The 18839-nt window shown below is 46.5% G+C and carries 17 protein-coding genes and 2 tRNA genes; 7 read left to right on the top strand and 12 right to left on the bottom strand.

Translation table 11 applies throughout. From position 1 onward, the window contains the following. Nucleotides 1-478 precede the first annotated feature (478 nt). Both BMX44_RS12235 and BMX44_RS12245 read right to left on the bottom strand, forming a co-directional pair. Nucleotides 479-1330 carry a PEP-CTERM sorting domain-containing protein gene (locus BMX44_RS12235; protein ID WP_090633468.1) on the bottom strand — a complete coding sequence of 284 codons (852 nt, stop codon included), beginning with the start codon at nt 1328-1330 and terminating at the stop codon, nt 479-481. An 846-nt stretch (nt 1331-2176) separates the two neighbouring features. Then, nucleotides 2177-2467 (bottom strand): hypothetical protein, encoded by a 291-nt coding sequence (locus tag BMX44_RS12245; protein ID WP_090633473.1) that lies wholly within the window; start codon nt 2465-2467, stop codon nt 2177-2179. A 210-nt stretch (nt 2468-2677) separates the two neighbouring features. Here BMX44_RS12245 and BMX44_RS16875 point away from each other — a divergent pair, with 210 nt between their 5' ends. Continuing rightward, nucleotides 2678-2821: a hypothetical protein gene (locus BMX44_RS16875; protein WP_177167752.1), complete on the top strand. Its 144-nt coding sequence runs from the start codon at nt 2678-2680 to the stop codon at nt 2819-2821. A 25-nt stretch (nt 2822-2846) separates the two neighbouring features. On the opposite strand, the gene BMX44_RS16880 is transcribed toward BMX44_RS16875, so the two are convergent. The 10 genes from BMX44_RS16880 to BMX44_RS12300 form a co-directional block, all read right to left on the bottom strand. Beyond that, nucleotides 2847-3053: a hypothetical protein gene (locus BMX44_RS16880; RefSeq protein ID WP_177167753.1), complete on the bottom strand. Its 207-nt coding sequence runs from the start codon at nt 3051-3053 to the stop codon at nt 2847-2849. 333 nt (nt 3054-3386) lie between these two features. Beyond that, nucleotides 3387-3462: transfer RNA gene (locus tag BMX44_RS12260), tRNA-Lys, on the bottom strand. Between the two features lie 176 nt (nt 3463-3638). Then, the gene (locus tag BMX44_RS12265) at nt 3639-6536 is read right to left on the bottom strand and encodes a hypothetical protein (protein ID WP_090633479.1); all 2898 of its coding nucleotides are present in this window, start codon (nt 6534-6536) and stop codon (nt 3639-3641) included. 479 nt (nt 6537-7015) lie between these two features. Beyond that, nucleotides 7016-7105, bottom strand: a tRNA-Ser gene (locus BMX44_RS12270). Nucleotides 7106-7245: 140 nt separating this feature from the next. Beyond that, nucleotides 7246-7698 carry a PAS domain-containing protein gene (locus BMX44_RS12275; protein WP_090633481.1) on the bottom strand — a complete coding sequence of 151 codons (453 nt, stop codon included), beginning with the start codon at nt 7696-7698 and terminating at the stop codon, nt 7246-7248. Between the two features lie 70 nt (nt 7699-7768). Further along, on the bottom strand, nt 7769-8242 hold the full coding sequence (locus tag BMX44_RS12280; protein ID WP_090633483.1) for an SRPBCC family protein: 474 nt from the start codon (nt 8240-8242) through the stop codon (nt 7769-7771). 23 nt (nt 8243-8265) lie between these two features. Then, complete coding sequence (locus tag BMX44_RS12285) at nt 8266-9423, bottom strand: FAD-dependent oxidoreductase (RefSeq protein ID WP_090633485.1); 1158 nt, start codon at nt 9421-9423, stop codon at nt 8266-8268. Between the two features lie 11 nt (nt 9424-9434). Continuing rightward, the gene (gluQRS, locus tag BMX44_RS12290) at nt 9435-10370 is read right to left on the bottom strand and encodes a tRNA glutamyl-Q(34) synthetase GluQRS (RefSeq protein ID WP_245738917.1); all 936 of its coding nucleotides are present in this window, start codon (nt 10368-10370) and stop codon (nt 9435-9437) included. A 65-nt stretch (nt 10371-10435) separates the two neighbouring features. Further along, on the bottom strand, nt 10436-13690 hold the full coding sequence (locus BMX44_RS12295; RefSeq protein WP_090633487.1) for an AAA family ATPase: 3255 nt from the start codon (nt 13688-13690) through the stop codon (nt 10436-10438). 11 nt (nt 13691-13701) lie between these two features. Beyond that, nucleotides 13702-15003, bottom strand: coding sequence for an exonuclease SbcCD subunit D C-terminal domain-containing protein (locus BMX44_RS12300; protein WP_090633489.1), 1302 nt, complete (start codon nt 15001-15003; stop codon nt 13702-13704). A gap of 212 nt (nt 15004-15215) precedes the next feature. Here BMX44_RS12300 and BMX44_RS12305 point away from each other — a divergent pair, with 212 nt between their 5' ends. The 6 genes from BMX44_RS12305 to BMX44_RS12330 all read left to right on the top strand — a co-directional run bounded on the left by BMX44_RS12305 (nt 15216) and on the right by BMX44_RS12330 (nt 18826). Further along, nucleotides 15216-15518: a hypothetical protein gene (locus BMX44_RS12305; RefSeq protein ID WP_090633491.1), complete on the top strand. Its 303-nt coding sequence runs from the start codon at nt 15216-15218 to the stop codon at nt 15516-15518. A 117-nt stretch (nt 15519-15635) separates the two neighbouring features. After that, nucleotides 15636-17039, top strand: a complete 1404-nt coding sequence (gene atpD / locus BMX44_RS12310) for a F0F1 ATP synthase subunit beta (protein WP_090633495.1) — start codon at nt 15636-15638, stop codon at nt 17037-17039. After that, nucleotides 17017-17478 (top strand): F0F1 ATP synthase subunit epsilon, encoded by a 462-nt coding sequence (locus tag BMX44_RS12315; RefSeq protein ID WP_245738918.1) that lies wholly within the window; start codon nt 17017-17019, stop codon nt 17476-17478. Before atpD ends, BMX44_RS12315 begins: the two co-directional genes overlap by 23 nt. Beyond that, complete coding sequence (locus BMX44_RS12320) at nt 17475-17804, top strand: AtpZ/AtpI family protein (protein WP_090633497.1); 330 nt, start codon at nt 17475-17477, stop codon at nt 17802-17804. The genes BMX44_RS12315 and BMX44_RS12320 overlap by 4 nt, the downstream gene beginning before the upstream one ends. An 18-nt stretch (nt 17805-17822) precedes the next feature. After that, nucleotides 17823-18131: an ATP synthase subunit I gene (locus BMX44_RS12325; RefSeq protein ID WP_090633499.1), complete on the top strand. Its 309-nt coding sequence runs from the start codon at nt 17823-17825 to the stop codon at nt 18129-18131. After that, on the top strand, nt 18128-18826 hold the full coding sequence (locus tag BMX44_RS12330; RefSeq protein ID WP_090633501.1) for a F0F1 ATP synthase subunit A: 699 nt from the start codon (nt 18128-18130) through the stop codon (nt 18824-18826). The genes BMX44_RS12325 and BMX44_RS12330 overlap by 4 nt, the downstream gene beginning before the upstream one ends. Nucleotides 18827-18839 lie beyond the last annotated feature (13 nt).

Below are 18839 nucleotides of genomic sequence, written 5' to 3' on the forward strand. Positions count from 1 at the left end.
ACTTATCCACAGATGCGTAGTATCCTGCGATCTGTTTTACCCTGGTCAAATTTCAACCGTAATGGGTGGTCAATTTTAAACCGGTATCAACAGCTGGGCTTTTGAATCCATAATAATCATCCTTTGTGACCTCCGAATAAACACAATGGAATATTCAGAAAATCACTGATCAAATAGATCCGTCAATTTCCCTTGGTAATTATTGAATACGACAAAATCGCTTGGCAGTTAAAGTACGACAAAGTCCCTTGGTGTTAACACACCGCGCTAAATTGATCTTAATGTGACCTGACAGTCGGCCGTCGGCCAACAACAGCCGGTCGCCAGTATCCAGTAAACGGCTGGATAACCTTAAAAAGCGGTCACTGAATAGCGCGCACGGGATTTCGAGAAGGGCCGAGAACGTGTACGTACACTCGGAACACTCGTAGACCTAAAAAAACCCCACCAGTGGGCTTCATATTAGATTCTTTGAAAATTAAGCTACCTTCCTTCGTTTGCTGAATCCGATTAAACCAATCAGTGCTGTACTGAATAGCCATACGGTTGCGGGTTCTGGGACTGAGACTGAGGAAACGACCGTAAAGCCTCCTAAACTGACGCCAGACCCAAACAAATTTTGGCCGATGAAATGCGAAGAACTGACGTTCCAATTCTTTAGATCAGCCAGGGTATCAAATGTGCCGAGATTTAAGTTACCGAGCCCGCCAGGATCAGACTCGACCAGCACGTGATACTTCGATCCATCAAATTCAAATCCCCTTAGACTGACGCCAGACCCAAACAGATTTTGGCCGATGAAATGCGAAGAGCTGACATTCCAGTTTTTGACATCAGTCAGGGTATCAAATATGCCCAGATTTAAGTTACCGAGCCCGCCAGGATCGGACTCGACCAGCACGTGATATTTTGATCCGTCATAGGCGAAACCGCCTACACTGACGCCAGACCCAAACAAATTTTGGCCGATGAAATGCGAAGAACTGACGTTCCAATTCTTTAGATCAGCTAGGGTATCAAATGTGCCGAGATTTAAGTTACCGAGCCCGCCAGGATCAGACTCGACCAGCACGTGATATTTTGAACCATCAAAGGTATAACCACCCACACTGACGCCAGACCCAAAAAGATTTTGGCCGATGAAATGCGAAGAGCTGACATTCCAGTTTTTGACATCAGTCAGCGAAGCAAACTCACCATAGTTGAGATTCCCTAGGCCGCCTGGATCGGATTCGACAAGCACAGAATATGTCGGCGCTGCGTATGCGGCAGAATTACCAAGAGCAAAAAGAACAGTGCACGCAGCACCCAATATGTACGAATTCTTCATGAGACACCTCCTTATAAAATATAAGCAATTTTCGCACCAATGTTAACAAGACATTGAAATTAAGGGTGTTATTTTTCTTGATGACGAAGTTGCGTTACACTATATGTAAAGAATCTCGACACGTATGCGTATGCATGAATAAAAGCCAACCTGATGTGTCATGTCCGGGGAAGAATGTAAAGCAATAGAGTTTCTCTAGGTTTTCCAGAACAGGTTAATTCTAGTCCGATGGTTAAAGTGTTTTATCGCGCTAGTCCAAAAATAAAGCAAGCAAGTGTTCTCACTTGTGATCTACCACAGCAGAATTGACTGTCCGCTTACTGTCGGGATGCTGTCATCTGGCAATGGGAGGTAAGTGGCTGATACGGGTCGAATGCAGTCAATCAATATCTGGTAAAAATCAAAACGTTCTTCGTAACAAACACAATACAGATTCTGAATGTTGCCGGGCCTCGCAGTTCAAATACGCCTGACGTGAGAATTTAGTGTATGAGATACTGAACAAAACAAATTGTAACGCTCACATATCGCAAGCAAGCGACAGATAAATATATAGCTATGCTGAATGGTAAATTCTAGTCTTCAGTATCCATACGGAACATCATAATAAAACAATCCATCATCATGGCCATATCCGTCTTCACGCATTTTATAAAAAATAAACTGCTGTTTTTGGTGCAATGCGTCCATTCTCATAAAGTTCGCACTGCATGATTCCGGCCATTTCAGGGTTATTTGTAAAAAAGCGATAATACCGGCCGTTTTCTCTACCCGTAAACCTTCAGCGTAGGCGTTGGGCGATGATAATAATAGGATAGCAGCGATAAACACCGCTAATTTTACAAATCAATACCCGTATCCATAACTACCGCCAGCAGGATAATTTCCATTTGGAACGGATATACCACCATCGTACCCGTAGCCATTGCGAAGATTGCCAACGTCAAGCGGTGTTTTTGGTGATATTCTGCCGATTTCCCAAACTTCCCTTTCTAGGCCGCGCATCATGTTTTCACGTTTCTGAGCTTCGATAGCCTCATAACGCTGGTTGAGCGTTTGATATTTTGGTCGATCATAATCACCAGCGAGTGATGCTGAAGATACTGCAAGTAACAAAATGAAGATAATCGTTTTCATGGTAGCTCCCCTATAAATTAGTAAAAAACAAGCAGCTTCTTTTATTTGGCATGCACAAATGCAAAAAGATCAAATGCACATTATCTGAATATATGCATTTCTAAATATACGAATATTTGAAAGCGTGTCAGAATATGATACAAGAGTTAAATTTACGACAGATCATATAATCGGTGATACGAATTGCAAACAAAAAAGGGGTAATAGAAAATGCAAAACCAAAAGAACAGCCTGGCCTCTTCGGAACCGATAACGAAACTGATCAATCAGATAAACAAAAATCCACAGCTAAAACAGATAATGCTGAAGGCAGCAAGAAAGGTCAATTCTCCAGATCCCAAACAGCAAGGCTAAAAGACCATGACCGATCAATCAGACTCTAAAAACGACTCAGACCCAAAGGATACATCTTCAAAATCACGTCCAAGGGTGTGCGGAACTCTGTTTCTTTGGGAAGCGGAGCGCAAACAAAAGCAGCGGAAAGAGTTACAAAAATCTTCGGAAAACGAATTGCTCCAATCTGAGCAGACGGACCATTCAAAATAAACGGTGTCGTCATTCCAAGCATCAAGGATACGATATTCATTGATGTTCACACTGACAAGCGGGTTTAGCCGTCATAGGTCATGAATTATCCGACCCTATTGCGCAGGAAGCGCCGAAAGTCTATGCCGTCAGGTAAATGTGCATTAACTGTTCTTGTTTCATGAAAACTAGCGCATTGTTAAGAGGCAATACTTTGCCTTGCCTCTTAACAATGAATTCTATTTCACCAAACCAGAAAAAAATTTAGGAATTTGCTGGTACTGATATATTCAGCCCAAGCTTAAGCATATTGCGTAACGGCACGATAACGGCACGTTTTCCGATAAAAAAATTTAGTCTACCAGAAGAAAACAATATAACTTATTGAATTATTTGGTAGGCCGTGTGAGACTCGAACTCACGACCAACGGATTAAAAGTCCGCTGCTCTACCAACTGAGCTAACGACCCATATAAAAAACGGGATTATACCTGATTTCGCTTTCAACCCAAAATGCTTTGTCACAAAACCACAACACACTACCTTCCTCCGATACCCATCCAATATAAGAAATGCAACGGTGTTATGACATAGTGGTTATTTATGCCTTATCGTCAGCCCCTCGTATATAAAATATGCATACAAATTAAGATTTGCATGCAGCCGCAATATTACAGGTATCGTGCAAAGCGCCGGAAACAAATCGATCCATTTTTGATAACCACTCTGTGGGCATTTTCTGTTCGGTGATATCAACCAGGTTGGCGCCGTTCAAATCCTTTCGTTGTAATACATCCTGCATCACAACAAAGGCCAATAAATTGCCGCGCGTCAAATCAACCATCATTTCCGTTTCGTTTGGATTATGACTTCCCCCATAACTCCTCTCCATCAGCAGAACTTGTCCGGAATCGACCAGTTGGCTTGGATTTAACTGCTGTTTGACTTCGTGCCTGATTTTTACCTTAAAATCATTCTCCAACGCTGTCACAATTTTATCGAGACTTCGCTGGGCTTGTCCAAGCACTGTCGCGTCGGCTTCCCGAATATCCAACGACAAACGCACCAGCGAGGCATTTTTAACATAGCTGACAGGCTCAATGCGCCCAACAGTTACACCTTCTCCGCCAGCTGGCACACTTGCCGTCAGTTTTCCAGCGGCCGTAGCCAGCAGAGTTCTTAATATTTCGTCGCCCTGATCGGTATTAAAATTATCGGCTCTTAACGCCAGTGTTATTGCAGCTTTACCAGGAATTACATTTCGGTTTGTTCCAGGTTTGATTTCAACATCACCAATAATCGCCTGCAACTCGTTAAATTGACTGGCATGCGCTGTTATCCAGTTATGGAATATGCGTGTCAGTTTTCCGATACCAACCCCCGGATCACGACGGTCAGCCAGCGCCGTGGCCCCGGCATGATTCATCTCACCCTCCAGCTCGCACCGCACTGCAAAGTCCGGGTTTGCGTGGCGTGTACGTTCACCAATGGGCTCGATAATACCAACAGTGAGCCGCGAATTCACGAAAGGTGCCTGCTGGTTCAGTTCGCGCAAACGGCAATTCATTTCTATAGCCGCCTGCTCAGCCAATTGTCCATCAAAAAAGAAATCTCTTTGATGGATACCCATAATTGTTCCTACGGTAATCATCGGTACACGGGCGCGATCGAGCACCGGACCCTGTTCAATATGTCTTTCAAACGTATGTTTTGTAAAAAAATCAGTTGGCTTGGCACAAGAATTGACCAACCCCTTTCCATTACCTTTCAATTCATGGGCAAGCTGGATCTCGCCGGATTCGCAGGCTGATTTTAATCCTGTCAAAAAATCCACGAGCTTATCGCCATAACGCTCACCTTCCTGATTGATCATGTTATGCACTGTACCGGGGGCTGCAAATCCCGCAACTGCGGCGCTGCCAGACATGGAAACCCCCTCGCCGGTAAAGGTCATTTCTTCATTATTAAACGCCGTGACGACAAGTCTTACTGTGGAGTCTTCATGCTGGACCTCTACGCCAAAATATTCTTTTAAGTCAGCAATCAGTTCAGCGGTCTCAATGCCACCCGTCACGCCCAGGCGGCCATCAAATTTTCCGCCATCCTTGACAGTATCGATATGAGAAAAATGATTCACGCTATGACGCATAAATTCTTTTATTTCGGCTTGTTTCCGTTGTATTGCAGTACATTCAGCGTCGCTCAGACCCACGCCATGTATGTTTCCAACCTGATCGACAAAAACGGACAACCGGGCTTTGTTCATCTGCCTGATGGTTTCGAGTGCACAATTTTGAAATTGCGGATTAAATGCTCTGGCATCAATTTGGCCATCCTCCCGTGTAGCAATGACGCCCAGTTTGTCTATGCGCCGCCGCTGTCGCACGCCAATACCCCGCAAAGGACTATTCGTAACGATATTTCGCAAATAATCCTGCAATTTCTCACCCTTCTTTATGCTTTCAGCCAAATACTGTAAAGAGTTAAAATAGACAATGATAATCGCACAATCAGCCAACGCTTCCAGCGCCTGTTCAGCCAGGAATGCATCATTTGCCAAAATTGATTCAAGCTGCAGTCTGGTCACAATACTCTCTAATTCTGTACGAATCATGCCTGTCGTATAAAGATGATTCTCACGCGCTTCAATAAGCGCCATTACATGGGGCCAGATCTCATCACCTTGCCCTGTCATTTGTAGCTTTTCATTTTGATACTGCTCATCTGCATCATGAAAATTGTTAATATAACTCCAGAAATCAGGGTCGCCGATTGAGCCGGCCTCTGCTCCCGTGAGTGTCCGAAACAACCGATTGTGCTCATCCCGGCCTATCGCTTGCAGCTTGTCCAGCGATCCAAGATTGTCAATGATTTCTTTCTGCTGACCATGCGTCAAATATGCTGAACGTAAACGAAAATTACCTAATAAACATGCTGTTAGCAGGAAGCATTCAGGAGCGTTCAATTTGTCGCGTAGCACAGCAAAAGGAAATGGTCCCGCAGGCTCAAGCGTAGGATCTATTACGCGCTCAACAACACACTGGTGCTCCGCATCCCAGAACAAAAGTACGGTAAAGACATGACTGCGGGCCTTAACAAATTGAATAACATTTTCATGATGCAAGGCATATTGACCCACTTTGATCATCTTTTGCATTGGCTGCACATCTTCAACGACGCAGGACAGCATTTTGCGCAAATTTGGATCCAGCAGATCACCCAGTTGCGCCAACGGATTATTGACACTAATTGCATGTGGACGCTGGTTCATGTCGATTTGATTCAGCGCTGCAGGCGACATATCACGTTCGATAGCAATACCACGCTGAATGGCCCAGGCGGGAATTTTCATGTCCGTAAGCTGCTTGATAATCAAGCTGGCTTTTTTGCCGCATCCGTATTCAGCTACCGAATACGGGAGCGATAAATATGTCAGTAATATTTCAAAAATTGCGGTTTGCTCGGTCAGGAGCGGCAAGCCGGATGAAGCGTCTTTGGCAATCCTGGCCGGTAATCCGTCAATAGGTTCACTATAAAAAAGCATACTTCCTCAACATAACAAAAAAATTCGATTGTGGAACGCCGAGGCCTGAAATTCAGCCCGGCATCAAACAGAATTAGGAATTAGAAGCAGAGCCACCGGGTAGTCTGCTTCTTTTAAATAGTAGCGTGAATATATCTCTGCAATTGAACAACGCTTTTAGAGCATATAAACACATAAAGCACATTTTATGATCAGTTCTTGAACAAGCACTTTTATGCTTGCGATGAATTGCCAGAATGGTCGATGGGTATTGACTCTAAGCTCTGATTTCTCAAATTGAGAAAAACGAGCGTTACCATCGCATAAACCTGGTTATATTATTTTCTTACGGTTACTGCGTTTTAATAACGCACTTGTTGGATTTTTTCAGTCATAACAGGGTTATTTCTACAGGATGCAAACTATTCATTACGAACTTACCCTTGTTTCAGACTGAACGCAAGCAGACAATTACAGAACACTACGGACAGAAATAGAATTGGCGGAGGCGGTGAGATTCGAACTCACGGTAGAGTCACCCCTACGGCAGTTTTCAAGACTGCTGCCTTAAACCACTCGGCCACACCTCCCCGAAAAACGGCAATCATACTCTTTCAGCCGTGATTTGGCCAGTCCTTTTGCCTGCAAACCCACGGTAGTATTCAACATTATTTGAAAGTGCAATCAAAATTTCCGGCAGCAGGTTTCGACGATTGCGTCCGTAACCGTATCAGTTACCACGTGTTGCAAGCTGTTCTCTTAATTTCCTGATTTCCTCTTCGGCTTTAACCTGATCGGTTGCATCATACTGCACACCAAGGAAGTAAAGCAGATTACCGCTGGAATCAAACAATGGCATCATTTTCAGGTGGTTATAGAATAATTCGCCGTTTTTTTTGTAATTTCTGAGCGTTACTTCAACCGTTACTTTATTTTTAATCGCTTCACGTAATTTGGCAACCTGTTCCTGGTCTCTATCTTCGCCTTGTAGAAAACGGCAGTTTTTTCCTAGAGTTTCTTCTTGAGAATAACCCGTAATACTCTCAAATGCCTTGTTAACATAAACCAGCGGCATATCTTCCAGATCGGGATCAGCCAATGAAACGCCATTAATACACGAGTCAAGAATTTTGGATAATACCTGCGGAATCAGCCCAGGATCTTTTTCAACTATAAAGTCCATAATTTTCTCCAAGTTTATATACAAGCTATACGCAGCATAACGCCTAAATTACAATCAAGGCTTTGATTTTTTATTCTGCAGATTCTGTCTCAATGATTTTTTTTATATTATGCACGGTCCTTTCTGTACCGTCCTGAATGGCTATACGAATCAACTTCTCAAAAGGCTTCATATGCAACTCCAGATCAAGCAATTCAAAAACAAAAGTTATTCGGCTGTTTTTTTCATCAACTGCTTCTATCAGATAATCACACCGATACGGATTCGAAACACCTTCAAAACGTACACGTTCTCCGGGATCGAACACAGTGACTTTAAATGTCGACTCTGAACGGTTCCCCTGATCAACACGTACCTGACGACATTGCGTACCTTGTTTGATGGGACCATCTGTCAGATTTTCGAGCTCCTTGACCTCCGGTGACCATCGCGGATAATTGTTGAGCAGCTCTACACCAATAAAATTAAACAGTTTCTCAGACGGACTATGAATCAGTGCGTTGGCTTTACCAACGACAGGGGTCTGTTTTAATAAACCGAACATAAATAGTCTCCTGCGTTAAATTCTTATACCACATACGTATCTATCCCTCTCAATAATAGATCATATTGCGCCTCGACCAACTCCTTTATGGTCAATGCGGGGATACCTGTAACAATATTACCCTCTGTAACCAGCCAGCCAACAGCGTCCACAGGGCCCAGATTGACCACATACCCGATATCATGATGCAGATAAGGTTCTAGAATAGCTAATAATCCAGAGTGACGCAAAATATTTCGGCCGACCAGTTTGCCCTTGCGAACAGCTGATTGTGCAGACTGCACATTCGACCCCAGGGATTCATAAACTGAACAATCGCCTGCAATAAAAATATTGTTCAGCGTTTGTTTGCTGACTACAGCCTGACCAAACAAGTTTGCGGACATTATCATTTTCTGTTTTTTGCCCAGAAAAAGCAGTGTCAGGTCCGACGGCAGCTCAAACAATTGCCCCGTCTGTTTGTCTTCAAGCTGTATCTGGTCGCCAGCCTGACCATGATAGCGTGCATTGGGCACGCCCTTGATGCGCATATCCTGCATACAGGATTGCACATAGGTATCGAAACCCTGGGGAAACTGCGTCAGCACCCGGTCACCCGAATAAATCAACTGCAATTGTGCGTTGATTTTCTGCCTACTTAAGAACTGCCTGATTTCAAATAGAAACTGTATACCGGTTGCGCCTGCGCCGACAACTGAAATGATCCGTTGTTTCTGCTCATTTATCTTTAGGCATTCAAAAAGCAGCTCGGGGCCGGTTTTCTGCATGAAGTGCTGCAATGTCAGCACATTTCCAGTCAGCTCGGCCTGACGCGATTCTGCTCCCATCGCTATAATTAGATAATCAAACTCGATGAATTCATCATCGACAGCAAGATACCTGTTATCCTGCCATTGCTGTAACAATTCATCTGTTATAGTCAGTGAAGCCTCTATATGTCGGCAACCAAAGCGCTCTTCAAGGATGCTGAACGGCACCTCCAAATCCGATAACGGATAGCGAAATGTTTCATGCAAGTGCGTAATTTTGAGATGCCGATCACCCGGATCAATCAGCGTTATATCAGTATCGGGCGCAAACCGCTTCAGAGTCGTCAGCGCAGCCAAACCGGCATAACCGCCACCTGCTATCACCACCTTTATCCGTTTTTTGCCAGGTATATAAAATGGTAGTAACGCCACGCATGCTCCTTTTATTTGATAGTAAAGTTCCCGGACGCAACGGAGGACGGTATGCTATCCGTTCGCCAATGTAAAACCGCCCATTGCCAGAATGTTTCCAGATTGCTGTCAAGCAATGCTTGCGGCGGATTCTGGCCAAGAAACCGCAATGCGGCCATCAGCTGTGATAATACATCGAATTGCCGTACAGGTGCAGCAAAGGTTTGCTTACTGAGTTTTTTGCCGTACTGGTTCGTTACCAGCGGTAAATGCATGTATGCCGGTACCGGATAGCCGAGCACCTGCTGCAGAAAAATCTGTCGCGGGGTTGAATCAAGCAAATCTGCCCCTCGGACAACATGAGTGACACATTGATCTGCGTCATCCACCACCACCGCCAACTGATACGCAAACACGCCATCGGCGCGACGCAGCACAAAATCGCCGATATCCTGGCCGATACACTGCGATAAAAACCCCTGTACCCGATCCGTCAACTCAAGACATCGCATGTCGGTTTTTACACGTACCGCACTGCGCTTTTGTAACTTACTGTTCTGCTCTTTGCTCGACGCACTGCGGCAGGTACCGGAATAGACTGGACCGTCGATGCCGGTCAGTCTTGAAGCAGCTACTTGTTTGCGTGAACAGAAACATGGATAAATCAGCGCCTGCTTTTTCAGTTGAGCCAACGCAGCACGGTAGAAATCATGACGATGGCTCTGGTAAACAACTTCGCCATCCCATTCCATACCAAGTTTTTCAAGTAAAACCAGTATATCGCGCGCCGCGCCTGGCACTTCACGCGGTGGATCGAGATCCTCTATTCTAACCAGCCACTCACCATTATTTGATTTTGCATCCAGATAACTCCCCAAAGCCGTCACCAGCGAACCGAAGTGTAACGGACCTGTTGGTGAAGGAGCAAAACGGCCGCGATAAATGGTATTTTCTGACTTTGCTTCCACCTGTAAATTGTATGCAATCGCGATAAGGGATTCAAATCGTCTACGCGCTGATCATCGGTTACCGATTATGATTGTTCAATACGCCGGCACCCCGGACCTGCCAGCCGGCTTCTCCCTCCAACCAGCGGAATCACTTGAATCTGAACCCCGATACGTTCTTTCAATAAAGGCACGTGAGAAATTACAGCAATTAATTTGCCATCCTGTCGCAAACCGGCAAGCGTATCAAGCGCGATCTCGAGCGCCTCTTCATCCAATGAACCGAAACCCTCGTCAAGGAACAAAGAATCGACACGCACATTACTACTGGCCATCTTGGACAGCCCCAACGCCAGCGCCAGGCTGATAATAAAGCTTTCCCCTCCCGACAAATTTTTAGTGGTTCTGATTTCTCCGGCCTGGTAATTGTCTATCACATTCAACTCAAGCGGCTGTTCCAAATCGTGAATTAACAAGTAGCGATCGGTCAGTTTCTGCAATTGCCGGTTGGCATGGCGAATCATCCATTCAAACGTCAGACCCTGGGCAAAATTACGGTATTTTTTACCGTCAGCCGAGCCGATCAGTGCATGCAGCCGCTCCCAGCGATCACACTCTTTTTTCTGCGCATTGACTGCCGATTGCTTTACACCGATCTGCTCCATAGCCTGCTGATTTTGTGCAAGTGCAAGCTTCAATCCAGCAGTTGCTTCGCGCTGCTGGGTTAACAACGCCTCGAGCGCGCCGATCTTCGCTTCCAGCGTTTCGCTTGTTTGCACCGTCAAACATTTTTCTGATTCAACGGACAAACGTTGCTCCCTGTCCTTTTTTCGCGCCTGCATATCTGCCAGCCGATCATCCAGTGCCCGCTCTTCGGTTTTGAGTTTACGGAAATCCTCAACCGTCAGGCGGCTGGCAACAAACTGCTGCTCGTCGGCAAATCCGGCCGCGCGTAAAGCTGCCAGAAAAAACGTTTCCAATGCTTCAAGTTCGTTGCTTCTGTTGTCAAGACGCGACTTGAGTGCAGCTATTCGCACAGTAATTGCATGCAACTGTTTTTTGGCGTCATCACAGCTTTGTCGAGCTTTTTTCTGAACAGATTCAGCATCGGCAAACGCTTTCTCCAGCCGGACTTCTTCATCATCAGGATGCAGCATGCCAAACAATTGCCTGCGTTCGAGATTTAAGGTTTCAAAGTTTTTTTCAAGCTTACTCAGTTCGGCCCGCTTCTCCAGTAACACTTTTTCGTGCGTTTCCAGTACCGCCGTATCGCTTTTCAGAGTAGCTTCCAGCTCGGTAATCTGTTTATCCAGGACGGATTTTTTTTCCATGTTATCCTGCCAGTTGCGCATCTGCTTTTTTAGCCGCTCAAGAATTTGCAGCATGTCTAAAACGACCGCTGCCGGCACGCCAAAAGGTTCCAACCTGGTCAATACCGATTGCCTCAGTTCTGCACATTGCGCATGGTTTTGCGCAAGCAGTACAGTAATATCCTGCAGACTTTTTTCCACAATTCTGATTGCATTCACCGTATCTGCTTCATTTTTTTCAGCAACCGCAAGGGCCTTTTGCGCCACTTGCTCGGCTGTCTCAAGTGTCCGGATTTCAGCCTCGAATTGTTCTGCTTTTTCAATTAATCCAGCCAGTGCTGCTATTTTCTGCTCGCTTTCGTTTACTGGTGGTTGATGATCCTGCGCAAACGGATGTTGCAGGGAACCGCAAAGTGGACAGGGTTTTCCTTCCTCGAGTTGCATTCTTTCGGATTCAAGATCAGCTATTTTCTGCAGTAAAACCATTTCACGCAGCAGGGCATCTTTTTCTGCACGATATTCGCGCAAATGCCGACTGTTCAACAATTTATCCAACGCCTCGCGCTGGCAGTCTATCTGTTTCCGGACTGTCTCCAGTTCTTGCTTGCGAACGGCTGACAGATCTGTACATTCCGCGAGCTTTTTCACCTCGAATTCCAGCTGTTTTTTGATTTTTGTCTGTTCTGCTGTTTTACTGGCAATATCCTGCTCTGCAGCTATCAATTGTTTGATGCGCGCTTCAATTCCGGCCAGCTCACCAACCAGCTGCCCATCCTGGCTGTTTTTTTGCAGATCATCATGAATACATGCAAATTCTTTTCGAGTGGTTTCGAGTTGCTTATGCTGTTGAGTCAATTGCTTTCGGTCTGACTCGATCTGATCTGCCATTTTCCGGCAATACGCAGCGTCCGTTTTAATGACTCTCTGCATTTCTGAGAGTTGATAATCAATTGTCCGTACTTTCTGAATCAATGGCGCGACATTTTTCTGCGCAAATCTGGACTTTTCAACCGCTTCTTCAGCAGCGCGCAACGCTGATTCAAACTGTCGCACGGAAGATTCAACATCAGGTAATCTGGATATCTCGCTGGCAACTACTTGCCGATCCTCGTCCTGCTGTTTTCTGACAGAACCCAGCGTTGCGTAGTTACCTTCGAGCCCGGCGGCTGCATCGGCACGGCGCAGGTGTTTCCGCTTCGGTTCAAACGCTTTGCGTTCAGCTTCCAGCTTTTTCTCTTCTTCTTTTAATAATTTGATTTCATTGTGCAATTCATCCATGTTTTTTAACCAGGCAAGTGCCTTACCGGCTTCAATCATTTTTGCGGTTAGTTCGGTTTCATGGTGCTGCGCTGCAACCAGTTCGCTGCGCATTTGCTCAATTTGTTCGTGACTGAAAACAGTGATACCCGACATCTCGGTTTTCAGCAGATTCAGTTTTTCACGCTCAGCACGTGCACGTTCATGCGCTTTGATTGAAATAAGACTATATACTTCGGTACCGGTAATCTGTTCAAGAATCGGCGCCCGTTCGTTCGAATCCGCCTGCAGGAATGCAGCAAAACCGCCCTGCGCCAACAGCATTGAACGGGTAAAACGTTCGAAATCCATACCGGTTAATCTCTCAACGCAGGCCGCGACCTCAAGGATTTTGGTCTCCAGAATTGCGCCTGAACTGGCATCAGCAATTTCATGTTTGGGTACCTGCAGATCGTTTTCCGGTTTTCTCCGCGCTCTGCGCTGACTCCAGTGACAGCGGTAACAACCCATTTGCGTTTCAAACACCACCTCTGCAAAGCACTCTCCTGTCTGACGTGACATGAGTGCATTGTCACGTTTTGTTATTCGGCTCAGTCTCGGTGTGCGACCGTAAAGCGCCAAACAAATAGCATCCAGTATAGTTGTCTTGCCTGCACCGGTCGGGCCGGTAATGGCAAAGATTCCGTCAGCAACAAATTCCGGATGCGTCAAGTCAATGACCCACTCACCATGCAATGAACTCAGGTTTTTAAAACGCAGCTGCTGAATCCGCACCGATTTTCTCTTCAGATTTTCTGCAGATCCGTGTCCAGTTCATTTTCGGACAAAGATAAAACGATCTCGTGATAAGCACGAATCAATTCCGGTTGTTGTGCGTCAGGAATTTCATGAGCGGCTAGACAGCGCTCGAAAACATCGTCGATATCGAGATCGCCCAGCGTTTCAATATCATCGGCGGAGTTAAGCGCTCTATCGATAATTCGATTGTTTCTCATGCGGAGTATTTCCACTTTTGAACCGGCAATCGCATCATCCAGGCAGGCACGCAAATCACCTTGCACTGTCTCTCCTTCATAGATTATCTCAAGCCATACGCGAGCACCTCTACTCACCAGAGCATATATCCGGTTCAATATCGACGGCAAATCTCCTTTAATCCGCTCTAGCTGCTGAAAAACAGGAATGGATATGAGCCTGACCACCGCCTGAGGCCTGCTGATTTCAGAAAGAACACTGGATTCTGCTGAAGCTGGCACTGCAGTATTAAATTGTTCGAATTCAACAATAACCACGCTTTTTTGCTGGCCGGCCTCTCCAAAACCCATCGGCAGCGGCGAACCACTGTATCGCATCACTTGTGAGCGGCCAATCTGTTGGGGCACATGCAAATGTCCGAGCGCCAGATAGTCCAGATTGTCCGGAAAAATACCGGCTGACACATGCGCCAGCGATCCGACATACAGCTCCCGCACACCATCGCCCTCAACAGTCTCGCCACCTGCTGCAAACAAATGTCCCATAACAACCACGGGAACAGCGCTGCCGGATTCAACGCGCTTTTTCTCAGCCAGCTCGCACACCGCCACATAGTGACGGCGGATGCCTGACAGCAACTTACGCTCTTTATCCTCTACGCCTTCTCCCGCATCAACCACACGTATATCACGATCGCGTAAATACGGGACGGCGCAGACAATCAATTCCGGCTTATTCATGGCATCATGCAGGATTAACACCTCATCTTCAGGATCTTCAGTAATACTGCTCACGATATGCACATTCAATGCTTTGAGCAATTCACTAGGCGCATTGAGAAAAGCAGGCGAATCATGGTTTCCGGCGATCACTACGACATGACGACAACATGATGCAGCGACACGGCATAAAAAACGGTAATAGAGTGTCTGGGCTGTGTTGCCAGGCATCGTGGTATCAAAAACATCACCGGCGACCAGCAGCACATCAACGCGTTCAGATTGTATCGTTTCATCAAGCCAGCCAAGGAAAGCCTCAAATTCCGCGTGCCGTTTGCGGCCGCAGAGCGTGCGGCCAAGATGCCAGTCTGAAGTATGCAGTATTTTCGTCATTGCCCTGAATGTTCCTGGATTATTGATATTGAATCACTGTAACAAGCAAACGATCGCTTTCTCAATCACTTACCCAAACGCAAAAGCAGTCCTGTGCGTCAGTCGACCTTCTGACATATTTCCGTTCCACCAACTGCGCCAGATAAGCTAAAATGAACTGACAAAGCATTATTACAGCAATACGGAAACATTAATTAACATGAGTACACAACATGAATGAATCAAAATACATAGGTATCGAACAAGACAGGCACAACGGCATGACCCATCTTGGCCGTATTGTACGGGATGCCTGGGTATTTGGTATTTTACCCGAATCCGAGACCTGTGCAGGTTGGGATCATTCACAAATGCAAAACCTGTACGAAAAAGTGCATGCCGCATGGGCACCGTATGGCCATCTGCCAAGCCGTCTGCCGACGGATTTGAAGGACCGGCATACACGCATCTATCAGCACGCCATTCAAACTGCGAAAGCCAAAGGCTGGAACCCTGAATTAGGTGAAGACGACTGAATCATTGCCGTTGACTTAAACCGCATTATGCTGTATCCCTACAGGCTGGGCTCCTTATTGTTACAGTTAGAAAGGATTTCACTAACAGGAAATTGAATTCAGGCTGACGATATACAAATGATTCAAAGCACATCAACTGAACGCAATCAGCCACCTGGAAAGGTTGTTGCAGTTCAGGGAAATGTAGTTGATGTGCATTTTGAACCACCGTTACCTGCGCGCAACTTTCAATTACTGACAGGTAGCAACGAACAGGTCGTGCTGGAAGTACAAATGCATCTGGATGCAACCACGGCACGCTGCATAGCTCTCAATTCTACAAGATGCCTGGGTCGGGGGATGCCTGTACGCAATACCGGTGCCACCTTGCAGATACCGGTCGGTGAATCACTGCTCGGACGCATGCTGAATGTATTTGGCAATACGGTTGATGGCATTGATACTCCAGTTGAAGCAGAGGCATACTGGCCTATTCATCGGCCGCTGTTACCACTCGCAGACCGGACCACCAGCACAGAAATATTCGAAACCGGCATTAAAGCCATAGATTTATTGTCGCCCCTGGAACGCGGCGGAAAATCGGGTATGTTTGGTGGTGCTGGTGTCGGAAAAACGGTGTTGATCAATGAACTCATCAACAACATGGCTGAACAGTATGAAGGCATCAGTCTGTTCTGTGGTATCGGCGCGCGCATGCGCGAGGCGGAAGAAATGTACCGCGCGATGAAAGAATCCGGCGTACTGGAAAAAGCGATTCTTATCTATGGTCAAATGAACGAGCCACCGGGCGCGCGTTTTCGTGTCGGCCATGCTGCAATGACCATAGCCGAATATTTCCGCGACGTGATCAAACGCGATGTTCTGCTACTTATCGACAATGTATTTCGATTTGTACAATCGGGAACGGAAGTCTCGGGTCTGATGGGAAGAATCCCATCGCGCGTGGGCTATCAGCCGACACTGGCGACCGAACTGGCCAAACTTGAAGAACGGATCTGTAGCTCTCGAAGTGGCAGCATCACGTCAGTGCAGGCGGTTTATGTTCCAGCTGACGATTTAACGGATCCGTCAGCTACGCATATTTTTGCACATTTATCTGCTTCTATTGTGCTATCGCGTAAAAGGGCCAGTCAGGGCTTTTATCCGGCGATTAATCCCCTGCAGACAGAATCTAAAATGCTGACACCTACCGTGGTCGGTAAACGACATTATCGTGTAGCCCAGAGCGTACGCAGCACACTGGCAGAGTACGAGGACCTTAAAGATATTATCGCCATGCTCGGCATAGAGGAACTCTCTCGCGAAGATCGCATGACAGTCAACAAAGCACGCCGGCTGGAACGATTTCTGACACAGCCCTTTTATACAACCGAGCAGTACACGAGCCAATCCGGCAGACGAGTCCCCCTGCAACAAACGATTGAAGGTTGCGAGCGTATCCTGGCGGGCGAATTCGAAAGTGTAGCAGAAAAGGCCTTCTACATGATTGGCTCAGTCGATGAAATTGACAGAAAGGTATAAAGGATCAATGGTGGATGAACGCAACCTGGAAAATATTGCGACGGAAATGCAGTTGCAGGTCTTGCTGCCTACTGAAATACTGGTTAACGAAAGCGTAGTCAAGATTATTGCAGAAGCAGAAAACGGTTCCTTCTGTCTTCTGCCAAGGCATATCGACTACGTCGCAGCCCTGGTGCCGGGCATTCTAAGTTTCTACCCGACTGGAAGGGGTGAACACTTTGCCGCCCTGGATGAAGGCATCCTGGTCAAATGTGGCCGCGATGTCTATGTGTCGACTTTAAACGGTGTCTGCGGAACCGATCTGGATCAACTAGAAGCATTGATCAAAGAACGTTTTCTTGACCTGGATGAACATGAACGCAAAGCACGCACGGCGCTGGCCCGGCTTGAAGCGGGCACTTTGCGCGGGTTCAGAGAGTTGCAGGATAAAATATCATGAACAAAGAATCCTCTGAAAAGGAAAAATCGCCGGCACAGGATCCCTCCCCAACAGAGAAACTGGGCGAACAGATTGGTCACCGGGCTAAACGAAAGCTGCAGGCGCGTGATAAAGATGAGCGCACCGTCTGGTTCGGTTTCGGCATGTTCGGGCTTGTCGGCTGGTCTGTGGCGATACCCACCATTATCGGAATTGCCGTTGGGCTCTGGCTCGACAAAGAATGGCCTGGCCAGGTTTCATGGACTTTGACTTTTCTGATCATTGGTATAGCAGTGGGTTGCCTGAATGCCTGGTATTGGATCAAACACGAAAGCGGGCGCGAATAAGTTTAATGAAAAATTATTATGCATGAATTACTTATCCTGATAGCACTGTTTACAGGCGGCATGGTGCTTGGTGTTGTTTACTTTTCCGGTCTGTGGTTTACAGTGCGGCATGTCAAAAACGGCGAGCATCCGGCCTTCTGGCTGATACTTAGTCTGATTCTGCGTATGGCCCTGCTATTAACGGCTTTTTATCTAATTCTTAGTTTTGGACACTGGAAAGAATTACTCGTTGTACTTGCCGGGTTTGTATTCTTGCGCATTCTTTCGGTACGCAGTATGCGTCGTCAGATATCAGCAAGTACAGATATCAGGGAAAAACAGCTATGACAATCAGCCCGGACAATATCATTTTCTGGCAATGGGGTGCGGTATCGTTGAACGCAACGATCGCATACACATGGCTGGTGATGGCGTTATTGACACTGATTTCATGGCTGGTCACGCGCCGAATATCTTCAGGCACCACAATCTCACGGTGGCAAAACCTGCTGGAAGTACTTGTGGCCGGCATACGTGACCAGATCCAGGAAGTCAGCCATCAGCAGCCGGGGAAATATCTGCCATTTGTTGGCACGCTGTTTTTATTTATAGCAATGGCCAATCTGCTCAATGTGGTACCCGGCTACATGGCGCCAACCGGCTCGCTTTCAACCACTACAGCGCTTGCCATTTGTGTCTTTGCTGCCGTGCCGATATATGGCATCGCCTATGAAGGACCATTGAACTACCTTGCGCATTATGTCAAACCGACTCTGCTTATGCTTCCCTTTAATATTATCGGTGAAATTTCACGCACCATTGCGCTGGCAGTGCGCCTCTATGGAAACATCATGAGCGGCACGGTGATAGTAGCGATACTGCTGAGTCTGACACCGTATTTTTTTCCGGTCGTGATGCAACTGCTCGGGCTGCTGACCGGCATGATACAGGCCTATATCTTTGCTATTCTAGCGATGGTCTATATCGCTTCGGCAACCTCGGCACACACGGAGAAACAAGGTTCAACCGGAAACGGAAATTAAATTGAACAAGGAG

The organism is Nitrosomonas marina (genome assembly GCF_900110145.1).
Classification (GTDB): domain Bacteria; phylum Pseudomonadota; class Gammaproteobacteria; order Burkholderiales; family Nitrosomonadaceae; genus Nitrosomonas; species Nitrosomonas marina.

Excerpts from the sequence above, each read along its gene's own strand:
- BMX44_RS12235 (WP_090633468.1), bottom strand. The coding sequence starts at position 1,330 with ATGAAGAATTCGTACATATTGGGTGCTGCGTGCACTGTTCTTTTTGCT.
- BMX44_RS12245 (WP_090633473.1), bottom strand. The coding sequence starts at position 2,467 with ATGAAAACGATTATCTTCATTTTGTTACTTGCAGTATCTTCAGCATCA.
- BMX44_RS16875 (WP_177167752.1), top strand. The coding sequence starts at position 2,678 with ATGCAAAACCAAAAGAACAGCCTGGCCTCTTCGGAACCGATAACGAAA.
- BMX44_RS16880 (WP_177167753.1), bottom strand. The coding sequence starts at position 3,053 with ATGAATATCGTATCCTTGATGCTTGGAATGACGACACCGTTTATTTTG.
- BMX44_RS12265 (WP_090633479.1), bottom strand. The coding sequence starts at position 6,536 with ATGCTTTTTTATAGTGAACCTATTGACGGATTACCGGCCAGGATTGCC.
- BMX44_RS12275 (WP_090633481.1), bottom strand. The coding sequence starts at position 7,698 with ATGGACTTTATAGTTGAAAAAGATCCTGGGCTGATTCCGCAGGTATTA.
- BMX44_RS12280 (WP_090633483.1), bottom strand. The coding sequence starts at position 8,242 with ATGTTCGGTTTATTAAAACAGACCCCTGTCGTTGGTAAAGCCAACGCA.
- BMX44_RS12300 (WP_090633489.1), bottom strand. The coding sequence starts at position 15,003 with ATGACGAAAATACTGCATACTTCAGACTGGCATCTTGGCCGCACGCTC.
- BMX44_RS12305 (WP_090633491.1), top strand. The coding sequence starts at position 15,216 with ATGAATGAATCAAAATACATAGGTATCGAACAAGACAGGCACAACGGC.
- atpD (WP_090633495.1), top strand. The coding sequence starts at position 15,636 with ATGATTCAAAGCACATCAACTGAACGCAATCAGCCACCTGGAAAGGTT.
- BMX44_RS12315 (WP_245738918.1), top strand. The coding sequence starts at position 17,017 with ATGAAATTGACAGAAAGGTATAAAGGATCAATGGTGGATGAACGCAAC.
- BMX44_RS12320 (WP_090633497.1), top strand. The coding sequence starts at position 17,475 with ATGAACAAAGAATCCTCTGAAAAGGAAAAATCGCCGGCACAGGATCCC.
- BMX44_RS12325 (WP_090633499.1), top strand. The coding sequence starts at position 17,823 with ATGCATGAATTACTTATCCTGATAGCACTGTTTACAGGCGGCATGGTG.
- BMX44_RS12330 (WP_090633501.1), top strand. The coding sequence starts at position 18,128 with ATGACAATCAGCCCGGACAATATCATTTTCTGGCAATGGGGTGCGGTA.